Source organism: Marivirga sp., assembly GCF_051117495.1.
In the GTDB taxonomy this organism is placed as follows: domain Bacteria; phylum Bacteroidota; class Bacteroidia; order Cytophagales; family Cyclobacteriaceae; genus Marivirga.
On sequence record NZ_JBNPEF010000005.1, the window covers coordinates 181,594 to 195,051 of the forward strand.

At 34.8% G+C, this 13,458-nt stretch carries 6 protein-coding genes; 5 read left to right on the top strand and 1 reads right to left on the bottom strand.

What is annotated here, in order from left to right; all coding sequences use genetic code 11:
- Positions 1-315 precede the first annotated feature (315 nt).
- From ACFE0M_RS04435 to ACFE0M_RS04455, 5 genes are all read left to right on the top strand, one after another.
- On the top strand, positions 316-7,083 hold the full coding sequence (locus ACFE0M_RS04435; RefSeq protein WP_434544536.1) for a fibronectin type III domain-containing protein: 6,768 nt from the start codon (positions 316-318) through the stop codon (positions 7,081-7,083).
- 88 nt (positions 7,084-7,171) lie between these two features.
- On the top strand, positions 7,172-8,302 hold the full coding sequence (locus ACFE0M_RS04440) for an acyltransferase family protein (RefSeq protein ID WP_434544537.1): 1,131 nt from the start codon (positions 7,172-7,174) through the stop codon (positions 8,300-8,302).
- Between the two features lie 92 nt (positions 8,303-8,394).
- Positions 8,395-9,894: an O-antigen ligase family protein gene (locus ACFE0M_RS04445; RefSeq protein ID WP_434544538.1), complete on the top strand. Its 1,500-nt coding sequence runs from the start codon at positions 8,395-8,397 to the stop codon at positions 9,892-9,894.
- 211 nt (positions 9,895-10,105) lie between these two features.
- Entirely contained in the window at positions 10,106-11,386 is a 1,281-nt protein-coding gene (locus ACFE0M_RS04450; RefSeq protein ID WP_434544539.1) for an MBOAT family O-acyltransferase, read from the top strand.
- Between the two features lie 3 nt (positions 11,387-11,389).
- Positions 11,390-12,382: a hypothetical protein gene (locus ACFE0M_RS04455; RefSeq protein ID WP_434544540.1), complete on the top strand. Its 993-nt coding sequence runs from the start codon at positions 11,390-11,392 to the stop codon at positions 12,380-12,382.
- A 16-nt stretch (positions 12,383-12,398) separates the two neighbouring features.
- On the opposite strand, the gene ACFE0M_RS04460 is transcribed toward ACFE0M_RS04455, so the two are convergent.
- Entirely contained in the window at positions 12,399-13,451 is a 1,053-nt protein-coding gene (locus ACFE0M_RS04460; protein WP_434544541.1) for a hypothetical protein, read from the bottom strand.
- Between the last annotated feature and the right edge of the window lie 7 nt (positions 13,452-13,458).

Here is a 13,458-nt window from a genome sequence, read left to right on the forward strand (position 1 = left end):
TCTTAGGGTATATGCTAAGTATTATTTGTATGTAATAAAACAGGGTTTATCGAAAAAATAATAAAATTTTAAAATTTTTATATTCAGTTGAAATCCTTCTTTTATATAATAATAAATAGAATAATCCTTAAAAATAGAGTTTAAATAGAGTAAATATTGGATTATTAGATATATATTACATGAGTATCTTATTATGATTAATAATATTATTGTTTTATAATATTATTAAAATACTTAAATTTGAACTACGTAAAGTTAAAAAAAATGATTAACCTTTAAAGAGTCATCCCCAAACTCTTTTTAAAATTACTGGACATGGCAAGAAAGAATATTTTCAGATTCATACTTACTTTATTTTTGGGAATAGCTATTTTTGGGGCTGAGGCTCAGGTCTTAGACCCTAATGATCCTATCTTAAATTATGATAGTAACAATCCGCCATCCACACCTCCAAGAGGGGAAATTGGTAAGTGGGTCAGAACCAAACGTGTTAATTGGAATACTAACGATTTTAAAGCCTACTATTATAACGGTATGGCATTTAGATTAAGATTTCCTGAGAATTATGATCCTTCAGGAAATACTAAATATCCGATGTTAATCATGTTTCACGGTAGAGGTGAAAGTGGTTCAATTTATGATAATGAGAAAAGCTTAGTGCATGCAGCGAGAATGCATGAAGATGATATTAAAAGAGGAAAGTATAATGGGTTTTTACTCTATCCTCAAAATACAGGAGGTTTTTGGGGTGATCCACATTTTTCGGTTATTTCTGATTTAATTAATAATCATTTTGATCAGATTAATGTTAATAAAAATGAAATTGTAGTACATGGCTTATCAGCTGGAGGGTCAGGAGTTTGGAATTACATTAGTAGTTACCCAAAATTAGTTGCTGCTGCTCTTCCAATGTCAGCGGCTTCTCCCAATTTTTATCAAGGAATTAGTGATTATAAACATATTCCAATTTGGCTATCACAAGGAGGTAAAGATGGTTCGCCTACGCCATATACTTCAAGAGCACTAGTAGAAGAAATAGTTAAAGAAGGTGGTAATATCCGATACACGGTTTACCACAATCTAGGGCATGGTGTATGGAATACTCATTATAGGGAATCGGATTTTTGGCCTTTTGTTAAAAGAGCTAATAGAACAAATCCAGTTGTAATGACAGGTGAATTAACACTTGTTTCTACAAGTACCTCAAGAGATGTTTTTGAATTTTATCAGAAATCTGAAATTTGTCCAAATGAAGAGATTTCAGTACAATTAGGAGTTACTGCAGGCTTTGAGGCTTACGAATGGAGAAAGAATGGAGCTACAATTCAGGGGGAAAATAGCAATCAGTTAAATGTAACAGAATATGGTCTTTATGATGTTAGGTTTAAAGAGAACGGTAAATGGAATTCATGGTCTAAAAGAGCAATAGAGATAAAAGAAAAGGGTGGTACTATAACTCCAGACATAGAAATAAGTGGATTGAATAGTAGAGTAATACCAGCACCGAATGGTAAAAGTACCGCACCATTAGAATTACCAGAAGGTTATATAGAATATGGATGGAGATTAGAAGGTACTGAGGAAATTATTAGTACTGATAGAATTTTTCATGCACCTTCCCCAGGAAATTATCAAGCAACCGTGACTGAGAAATTTGGTTGTTCAAGTAGTTTTTCTAATTCATTTACAGTACTCGATGCTAATGGAATAAACAAGCCCAATGCTATTAGTTCATTTGCTGGTTTTGCTGAATCAAAAACGCAGATAAAATTACAGTGGGCTTCTAATGTGGGTAGTTCTTATCCTGCAACTGGATTTGAAGTGTATAGGAGTTTGAGTTTTGGGGGAGCATATGAATTGATTTCTATTGTTGATGGAAGTCAAAATATTTATGTCGATGAAAATCTTGAACCAAATACAGAATACTACTATCAGGTGAGGCCAGTAAATAATTATTCAGCTGCGGCAAGTTCTGATGAGATTCAGGTAAGAACTCAAGTTGATGACAATCCGCCAACTGCACCAATAAATCTGCACGTTACAGGTTCAAGCTCTAATTCTATTAGTCTCAAATGGGATGAATCTATGGACGATGTAGGAGTTTATAAATACGAAATATATAAGGATGGTGTGAAGTCATTGGTGACTGAGAAAACATCAGCAACAGTTTATAATTTAGTAGAAAACACTTCATATCAGTTTATGGTGAAAGCTAAAGATATAACTGGAAACACTTCTCCTTTTAGTAATTTAGTAGTTTCTGTTGCCGTTGCAAATGGTGTTAACTACAAATTCTATAATAAAGGATGGGCAGGATCATTATTACCTGATTTTAATACATTAACTCCTCTTGAAAGTGGTTTGCTTCCTAATTTCGATATTTCAGGAAGATCTCAAAATACTAATTACGGATATTTATTTGAAGGAGAGATAAATATCCCCGTGGCAGGTGAATACACCTTTGAAACCAATTCCGATGATGGAAGTAAGTTGTATATTGGAGCTTATGATGAAAATAACCTTGTAGTAGATAATGATGGTGGACATGGAATGAGATACAGGGAAGGTACATATTTTTTCCCTGAAGCTGGATCATACAAGATATTTGTAGCTTTCTATCAGGGTAGTGGTGGTCAAGGATTAGAAGTTTATTGGAAAAATACAGCTCATGGAATAACTAGTAGAGAGAGAATACCGGATAGCGCTTTTTATGGTGAATATTCGCTTGATGGTAATCCACCTATTTCCCCATCAGACTTGGCAGGTGTTTCTTCAGCATACAATGAAGTAGTATTAAGTTGGAATGATTTGAGTAATGATGAAACTGGTTTTCAAATTTTCCGAGCGAATAACTCATCAGGTCCTTTTTTACCTATAGCTATATTGGGCGCAAATGACACCAGCTACATTGACAATGATGTAGAAGGAGGCAAGACTTATTTTTATCAAATTGCATCATTAAATGAGTACGGTGCTTCAAAAGATGCGATTAGCTCCTCTTCATTGATTGGAGATATTAATTCAGGAATTGCCGCAATGGATAACGCCACTGGGAACGGTTACATAATGTTTTCTGAGGAAGATATATTTGATAGATTTGCTAGTAATCAGCCTCATTCTTCAAATAGTCGCCATTTAATTGCTATTAAATATATTGATAACCAGTGGTATTATGATAATAATAATAATCTTTATCCCTTCACACCAGTTGCATCTGATGTTATTTTAGCTGAGGTTGACTTTTCATCTGATGTTATAGATGGATTATTAAATAATATTAGTGTCATTAATGGGATTAGTTCAGGATATACTAATGGTGACTTAAATTTTTATGCTAATAGGTGGGATGGAGGAAATAATTATGGCGAATTTACCATAGAAGGTACTTATTTTGAAGTCGCTAATCCAGACATTGTGGAGATTACTACTTTACCTCTTCCTAGTCCCCCTTCTTCAGTAGCTAACTTGGTAGGAACGTCTATTTCAACAACAGAAATTAGTCTTGCTTGGGATAATTCATCTAATGCAGATTATTATGAAGTTCTTAGATCTCTAGATGGGACTACTTTCCTTCCAAATGCCGAGATTCTAGCAGATGAAAGTAGTGTTCTAGAGTTGTTGGACCAAAACCTCCAATCGCATATAGACTATTACTATCGGGTTTACGCAGTAAATGCGGGGGGGCGAAGCGATAGTTCGGAGATAATGGTGACGACCTTAAACAGTGTTCCGGAGTTGGATGATTTACAAGACCGATTAACGATACGTTACGATAGTGAGTATGATGTCAATATCTACGGTAATGATGCTGACGGGGATCAGCTTAGCATAACCGGGACTAACCTACCGTCATTTGCCAGTTTGGTAGATTATGGGGACGGCAGTGGTTTACTAAGATTCACACCATCTGCAACAGATACGGTTTCCTCTCCTTATTCAGGGATCGTCATCAGTTTAAGTGATGATTTCGGTGGAGTGTCCAGTGACACCTTAACGTTAGAGGTTAACAATAATCATCTTCCTACCATAACTACTGTTGCTGATGTAACATTGGAGGAGGGAGGTAATAGTGCTATTACATTAGAGGCGAACGATGTAGAAGGCAGTTCAAATTTATCATGGGAGTATGGTTTGCCATCCTTTGCCACGATGACGGTGAACATAGATGGTAGCGCAGAGATTGATTTATCGCCAGGTTATTCGGACCATGGTAATTATAATGCAAGTATCACAGTGAGTGATCAAGATGGGGCGAGTGCTACTACTGAATTTGTTATTGTGGTAACTGATAAAAACCCTAATACGATTGTTCAGGTAAACTTCACGGATGGTAGTTTATTAGGAGGGGCAGGATGGAACAATACCAGCGGACACCCGGTACAGGGCGATACCTATACGAATTTAGAAGATATTACGGGGTCTGCGAGTGGTTTTGCAGTCAGCATCAGCTCTAACTGGACAACGAATGGCTCCAATACCTTGGGAAGTACTACAGGAGATAACTCCGGTGTATTCCCGGATGATGTAATGCAAAGTGCATACTGGACCGCCTCAGGTACAGAGGAAGTAACGATAGGAGGTCTTGATGATACCAAGCAGTACGAATTAAGCTTTTTCGGAAGTCGTTATGCAACCAATGACCGTAGCACCAGCTATACGGTAGGCGGGCAAACAGTTGTGTTGGATGCGGCATCGAATACAAGTGAGACGGTAAGCTTAACTACAAGCCCTAGCGGAGGGATCATAACAGTGGAGATCGCCAGAGCAGGCGGATCAAGTTATGGTTATTTAAATGCTTTAGTACTGGAGGAGCGCTACGATAACGGAGAGGCACCAGCAGAGGTAAGAAATTTATCAGCAGTATATAATCAAGAAAGTAGTGAGGTAGAATTGAGTTGGAGCGATCAGGCATTCAATGAACTTAGCTACAAAGTATACAGAGCAGAAAGTGTTGACGGGACGTATGATTTACTGGCCACCCAGAAAGAAGGATCAACCAGCTATTCAGACGCAACAGTTAGTGCTAATCAAGAATATTATTATAAGATAGGGTCATCTAATGCGGTAGGCGAGAATTTGAGCCAAGCAGTTAGTATATCAATACCAAATGTTGCTCCGGTGATAACAGAGATAGCGGATGCTTCCTTGTCGATAGGAGCTAGTTTATCTATTAGTGTAGAAGCAAAAGATGCAGCAGAAGATGTAATTAGTTTGAGTATAGAAGGGCTCCCATCTTTTGGTAGTTTTACCGATCAAGGGTCAGGTGATGGGAGCTTAACGTTTAGCCCATCCAAAGGAGAAGCAGGAGTTTACACCATTACCGTGGTGGCAAGCGATGGCATAGGGGAAAGTAGAGAGAGTTTTGAGCTCAGAGTAGAAGAAGAGGGGCTGCATCACTATTACATTAATTTTGCAGGCAGCACGAATTACTCTTCTCCAAGCCCATGGAATAACTATCTGGGCAGTGGAGCAGCAGGCAGCACATTGAATAATATTAGTTCAGATGTGGCGGGCGAGAATATATTAATGCTGTCTTTGGAAACCGGATGGAATGGTTACAATACCAATGGGGAAGTAAATACAGGCCTTTATCCAAATAATGTTACCAGTACTGCTTTATGGGTAAGTAGTACGCAGGAACGCATCATGACATTAGAAGGCTTATCCAACGATAAGGCATATGATTTTACCTTCTACGCAAGTAGGTCAGGTGGTGGGGACAGAACGATACATTATAGTATCAATAATGAAAGTGTGAGTTTGGATGCTTCTTATAATGTAGACAACACAGTAACGATTGAAGGGGTAATACCAAATGCAGATGGTACAATAACAATTAGTTTTGAGAAGGCTTCTTCAGCATCTTATGGATATGTAAACGCAATGGTAGTGAAAGGCTATCAGGCGGCCTCCATACCCGCAACCCCTAGCAACTTAGTGGCAACGCCAATAAGTTCAAGTGCGATCAAATTGGACTGGCATGATAATACCAACTTGGAGACGGGTTATGAATTGATGCGATCAGAAAATAGAGGCTCAAGCTATAGCTTATTGGCATCATTAGGGCCAGATATTACCACCTACACAGATGCATCCTCCATTCAAGCGGGGGTTACCTATTATTATAAGGTGCGTGCCCTCTTAGGTGAAGGACCAAGCGATTACTCTAATATTACTGGGGCCTCTGTTTATAATATGGTGAGCAAGATGAACTTTAACGCTGCGGATCCGGAAGGGTCACCATGGAATAACACTAATAATGTTCCGGAAGGGGGGGCGGTATATACTGACCTAAAGGATGACAAGAATAATAATACAGGTATAGCATTTGAAGTGGTAGCCTCTAATCCGGCATATGATATTAGCTTGTATGGCTTCAATGGGGATAATCCGTTCGGGATGAATACAGGAGATAACAGTGGAATAGTGCCGGACAATGTGATGCGGAGCACATGGTGGATGGACCAGGGAAAGACTGCGCAGCTGCGTTTTTACAATCTGGATTTATCGCAAGTGTATCAGTTCAGTTTTTTTGCCAGCCGAGATGGGAACGGAAATAGAACCACAGTCTACAGCGTAAATGGTAAAAGCGTGAAGTTGAATGCGGCCAATAACGTGAATGATATTGTTTCACTGGATAATCTTCGTCCAGACGACAATGGTGAGTTGTTGGTGACCATTACCACAGATGAAGGGGCATCATATTCATACTTAGGCGCCATTATTATCTCGTCTTCCAATGCTATCGATCCAAGCATTGCCATGAGAACTAAGGATGAGGAAACGGAAGATGAAAGGTTAGAGCTAGAGCTGTCTCAGAAAGAGATTTTGAAGCTATACCCTAATCCGTACAACGAAAGACAGGGTGACCTACAGTTGTATTTGGGTTCGGTAGATCGGCAGGTAGAGGTTACAGTCTTAAACTTGAGGGGTCAGCGGGTTTATCACAGTGCATTTGAGGATGATTCAAAACTGCGTAAGGTGGGTTTATCAGGACTAGGAACTTTAAAATCAGGCGTATACATGATGCAGGTGAAAGGGGATCAATCAGGTCTTCAAACAATCAGGTTTATAAAGGAGTGATAGATTATTTTTAAATATATTAAATAAATTAAGAAAAGAGGGATGATTTCATCCCTCTTTTCTTAATTAGAAATTATAAGGGTTGCATTTGAAAAAGTCAAGAATACATGGAATGGATGCGCTGAGAGGTATAGCTATGTGGCTAGGAGTGGTACTTCATGCGGTCATAGCTTATCAAAATGATCCTCGAGGCGGTTGGCCTAAAGATGTTATGTCTGCAGCTTCAATGGATTGGATCTATCATTATCTTCATTCATTTAGGATGCCATTATTCTTTCTAGTCGCGGGGTTTTTTGCTGATTTTCTAAATGAGAAGATTGGTTTAAAGGCATTTGTACTTCATAGATATAAAAGGATAGTACTTCCTTTTATTTTAAGTGTATTAGTTATAGTGCCAATTTGCGGTTTTAGTTTCGCTATTTATAGAAATATTGATGATCTGGGCTCAAGTTTTTTCTGGGGAGAGGTACTTAAAGGCAGTTTAAATTGGACAGGTTTTTATCATGTCTGGTTTCTTTACTATTTAATCATTATTTATATATTTTATATATCCATTAAATTTTTAATAAGAAACTTCAGTTTACCTTCAGTAAAGTTTAGTGAAGAAGTATTTTTTTTATTAACTATCTTCTTAATTGCTATACAGTACTTTTTCTTTGATACAGTGGTGGAACCATGGACTGGTTTGATTCCGAGGCCAGGACAAATTTTATACTTTGGTTATTTTTTCATGCTAGGTGCTTTTATTAATAATAGACATGATTTTTTATTTCAATTGAGAAACTTACGGTACTCTTATCTTATTTTTGGTTTTGTTTTATTATATATAACTCGAACTTATGGAGATGAACTAAACCATCTTCTTTTTTCGATATTGATTTCTATGCAAACAATGCTATTCGTATTAGGACATATTGCCATTTTCATGGATGTGTTTAATAGAGAATCAAAATATTTACGGTATTTTTCAGACTGTTCCTATTGGTTTTACTTAATTCATTTTCCCATTATAATACTATTACAGTTGTTCCTGTTGAAATATGAAGTAAGCTTATATCTGAAAGTTTCCTTCATTATATTTTTCACTACTTTATTTTCTCTAATTACATATCATTACTTTATTAGGTATAGTTGGGTGGGTACACTGTTAAATGGTAAGAAGACAAAAGAGAAAATAATAAAGCGTACATTATTTTACAGTTCAAGAAATGAAAGATAAGTATTCGGATGAAAATATATTGACTATATTAGTTACAGCATTTGTTGTTGCGACCCTCGTTTTTTTATTCTTGAAAGTTGTATTTTTATAAAATGAAAAGCCTGCTCCAATACTATGATAACGCATATGTAGCTCTTATAAATTGGCTGTATAAAAATATAGTTGTTCTAAAACTAAAAAGCCCATTTGTACTTGTCTTATTAGTTTTAGCTACTGCATTTATAGTATTTGTAACTACTAAGATAGGCTTTGTTTTCGGAGTGGCTTTATTTATAGGTATAGCTGGAACGTTGTACTTGTTATTACTATTCATTTATCCAAAGATAGGTTTCTTTACTGTCTTTGTTATACCATTCGGGATGTATATTACAGAGCGAAAGTTTGGTCAAAGCATCCCTTTTGCTACAGCAATTCAGTTTATCATGTTTTTGACTTTAGTCGTCATTTTATTCAAAAAGATTGCAAAGAAAGATTATAGTTTTTCCTTTTTACATAATAATGTTACCTACGCCTTCTTGATAGTATTTTTATATAATATGTTTCAGGCTTTAAATCCCAATTTAATGAATATGTCTGGCTGGTTTCTTATTGCTAAGGGGAATTTCGCTCTTTTATGTACCTATATAGTTAGTCAATATTTAGCACGTGATTTTAAGTTTGTTAAACAATTGGTGATTTTATGGGTGGTTATGGCATCCATTACTGCACTATATGCATGTTATCAAGAATGGTTTGGGCTTATGGATTTTGAGGTAAGGTGGGTGCATGCTGATAATTTTAGGTTTAAAAGAATTTTTGTTCAAGGGCGATACAGGAAATTTTCCTTACTTTCTGATCCTACGTCATATGGTATATTTATGGCTTCTTCTACGATTATTACTTTGATTCTTGCTACACGCCCAATGAAATTAATGCTACGAATACTTTTGTTGGTTTTAGGTGTTTTCATGTTTCTTGGAATGGGATATTCTGGTACAAGAACTGCTTATGCAATGATACCAGCAGCCTTTTTAATTTTTGGCTTTTTAACGATTAATAATATTAGAACACTTGTTTTTGCAATAATTGGATCTATTGCTTTTGCTTACATTTTATTTGGGCCAATTTATGGTAGCGCTATGGTTAGAAGGATACGAACCACTTTCGATACAGAAGATGCTTCTCTAAACGTTCGTGATGTGAATAGGCATGCAATCCAGCCATATATACACGACCACCCTATTGGAGGTGGAGTAATGACTTCAGGAGCATCTGGCTTAAAATACAATCCTAATCATGATTTAGCTGGTTTTCCTCCAGACAGTGGTTATTTGAAATTAGCTTTGGAAACTGGTTGGATTGGACTTATCATTTTTATGACTTTTTTGTTTGTGGGTTTGAAGGAGGGGATCAGAAACTACTACTATTCTAAAAATTTAACTATTAAGTTTTATTATTTGGCTTTTGTGACTTTTGTTTTTGGTATTACTATTGCACTTTATGCTCAAGTTGTCACTGCACAAATTCCAATATCGTTTTTATTTTATCCTATAATGGGCCTAATGTCTTCTATGAAATATTTGGATAAGGAAAGAATAAATAAGAATATTTAATTCGGTTTGAATTCAATGAATGCTTTAAAAATCATTATAACTTCTTCGATATTTTAGTATGCTTTTCAACTCTATAGAATATTTAATTTTTTTACCGATAGTATTCTTCCTTTATTGGTTTGTTTTTAAAAAGGAGCTAAAGACACAAAATATTTTTTTATTATTAATTAGTTATGTTTTTTACGGTTGGTGGGATTGGAGATTCTTGTTTTTGATAGCATTTAGTTCTTTTGCCGATTATTTTATTGGTCTTGCTATACATAATAGTGAAAATCAAAAAGTAAGGAAGCGTTTTTTATTATTAAGTATCTTTTTGAACCTCGGCCTACTTGGTTTTTTTAAATACTTCAATTTTTTTATAGAATCATTTGCTTCTGCTTTTTCTTTTTTTGGTACTAGTCCAAATATTTCATCATTATACATTATACTACCAGTAGGTATAAGTTTTTACACCTTTCAAACATTAAGTTACACTATTGACATATATAGAAGGCATTTAGAGCCAACTAACAAAATAATTGATTTCTTAGCTTTTGTTAGCTTCTTTCCACAATTGGTGGCTGGCCCCATCGAGAGAGCTAAAAATTTGTTACCACAATTTGAGAAAAAAAGAATTTTTTCTTATCAACAGGCTAAATCTGGATCACTAAAAATTGTGTGGGGTCTTTTTAAAAAAGTCGTTATTGCAGATAATTGCGCTGTATATGTAAATGATATTTTTAATAATCATGAAACCTTACCAGGTAGTGTTTTGTTTCTCGGTTTAGCTTATTTTGCTATCCAAATCTATTGTGACTTTTCTGGTTACTCAGATATTGCCATTGGCACTGCTAGATTATTTGGTTTTAACTTGATGCGAAATTTTGCCTACCCTTATTTTGCTCGTGACATGGCGGAACATTGGAGAAAATGGCATATATCTCTTTCCACTTGGTTTAAGGATTATCTATATATTCCTTTAGGAGGAAGTAGGGGTGGAAAATGGATGATTATACGGAATACAATAATAATATTTACAGTTAGTGGTTTCTGGCATGGGGCAGACTGGACTTATATCATTTGGGGATTTGTTAATGGACTTTATTTTCTTCCTCTTATTCTTACTGGAATACATCGGAACCATATGGGGCCAATTGCAGAGGGAAAGATATTTCCCTCCTTTAAAGTCTTTCTACTAATTGTGAGTACTTTCGTACTTAAAACCTTTACTTACGTTTTTTTCCGAGCTGAGAATATTGGGCAATCCTGGACTTATATGAAGGGCATGTTCGATTGGAGTTTGTTTACTATACCTGATTATAGTTATTTAACTCATTGGGGGTTAATTGGACTTATGTTAACATTGGAATGGTTACAAAGAGATAAGGAATGTCCCTTGTATTTAGATCATACCCCTAAATGGGTACGTTATTCTGCTTATTATGCCACTATTTTAGCTGTCATATTTCTACAGTCTAGTGAAGAAATTCCATTTATATATTTTCAATTTTGATCTATGAAAAGGTATTTAAAAAAAATGAGTTTGATAATCGCACCGTTTATCGGTGTTCTTCTCCTTATAATAATTACAGATCCTTACAAAATTATATTTGATTATGAAGATTATTCTTATGGGATTTTCCCTGTTAATAGAGATTATATTAGTACGACATACTATCTAGATAATAGAGCCAAATACAACTATAATTCGTTTATTTTTGGTAATTCTAGATCATCTGCATATTTATCAAATGATTGGAGTGTTCATTTAAACGGTAATATTAGTCCATATCATTTTGATGCTTCAGCGGAGTCGTTATTTGGTGTAATGAAAAAATTAGAATTTATAGACAGCATTGGTGATCCCATAAAAAATGCATTAATCATAGTAGATAGGCAATTACTTTCTCAGACGAAAAATAGAGATTATCATTTATTCATTAAGCACCATGCATTGACTAATCAATCTAAGAAAGATTTTTATTGGGTATTTGCTGAATCTTTGACGCATAAAGATTTCCTAAAGTTTTATCTTGATTACCTTACAGGAGGATTAATCACTAAATTGGGAAATAGAATACCTAGAGATATGGAGTGTTCAGCAATTACTAATGATTATTTATTCAAGGGGTGCGAGGAATCTCTTAGTCGAATTGGCAACCAATATTTTGATAAATATAGTTCGTACTTTAAAAAGCAGAATGGCTTTTCTACTGTAGAAAAACCCGTTATTGATTCTACCCAATACCTGCAATTAGAGAAAATAAAATCTATTTTAAAGAAGCATAACACAAATTATCGAATTATTATTGGTCCTAATTATAATCAATTACAATTACATTCAATTGACATTATTAAATTAGAAAGGATTTTCGGAAAGAAAAATGTATATGATTTTTCAGGATTTAATCAGTATTCAGCTGATTTTAAAAATTTTTATGATGGATCTCATTACCGACCATACGTAGGAAAGGCAATTATGAATGAAGTATATAGATCATCCAAATAGGGTATGAGAATTAATCTCAATTGGACTGGTTTGATTCATCGTAGATTTTGAACAGTTCCTTAGTGAACAACCTGCTTCCAGCTTTATTTAAATGATTGGTGTCAAAAGAATACATCTCTTCATAAAATTCAGGGTATTTAGTGGGTGATGAAAGATCAATCACATCCCCTGAAACGAATCTTTTCATTGATTCAATGTAAGCTAGATCCCATGGTTTCTTTCGTGGGCTCACAATATGATAAACTTTAATATTTTTTTCTCTCAAGTGATTTTCCAAATCGATTAAATCCTGAATATATTGATCTTTGCTAATGTCATTGCCTATATTAGGAGTATTAGAGTTCTTTATACTTTGACTTAGAATTTGCGCACTATTTTGTAAAAAGCTTTCTCTTCTCTTAATCAAATTTTGGTTTTTATGTAAGGCTAATTCGGCTTCATAGGGTAAGTAACCCTGAGTCTTATCAATATCATAAAATAAAGGTTCTAAATCAGCTTCATGATCATCCGCTATTAGAGCAATATATTTTTTTAGTCCGAAGCCAAGATATTTATAAAAGAATGTTTGTGAGTAATTAAGGAAATAGTAAGCCTTAAATTTTAGTGGAAAATTTGATTTCAGACAAAAATCAATAATGGAAAAATACTTATGGTAATTGATTGAAAATAACTCGGGATTAGCATTATAATTACCTCCAATTCTTGAAGGAGGAACCATTTCGATAAAAACATTTTTCACATTTTCATCTAGATTTAGGAAATATGCATAATCATAACTTCTGTAAGGTCTTAAGTTTGCATGAGATGCATTGTATGAACTTGTTTCATTTGTTAGAGAATCAAATAAAAAAGGATTAACCTGTCGATATATTCTACTTGTGCCTATGAAGATAGTATTATACTTTTCTTTATGCGTTTCATAGTATTGAATTTTTTTAACAATTTGTTCATCCTCATAATGAGATATAACATGTTCTAAATCTATAGAATAAATAATACTGCTTAAGCAAAACATGAGGATTGTTCCTATAAGTAAATAGTTGATTGTGCTTTTAATTATTTGCTTCATTACAGAT

Coding starts and splice junctions, on each gene's coding strand:
- ACFE0M_RS04435 (WP_434544536.1), top strand. CDS start 316: ATGGCAAGAAAGAATATTTTCAGATTCATACTTACTTTATTTTTGGGA.
- ACFE0M_RS04445 (WP_434544538.1), top strand. CDS start 8,395: ATGAAAAGCCTGCTCCAATACTATGATAACGCATATGTAGCTCTTATA.
- ACFE0M_RS04455 (WP_434544540.1), top strand. CDS start 11,390: ATGAAAAGGTATTTAAAAAAAATGAGTTTGATAATCGCACCGTTTATC.
- ACFE0M_RS04460 (WP_434544541.1), bottom strand. CDS start 13,451: ATGAAGCAAATAATTAAAAGCACAATCAACTATTTACTTATAGGAACA.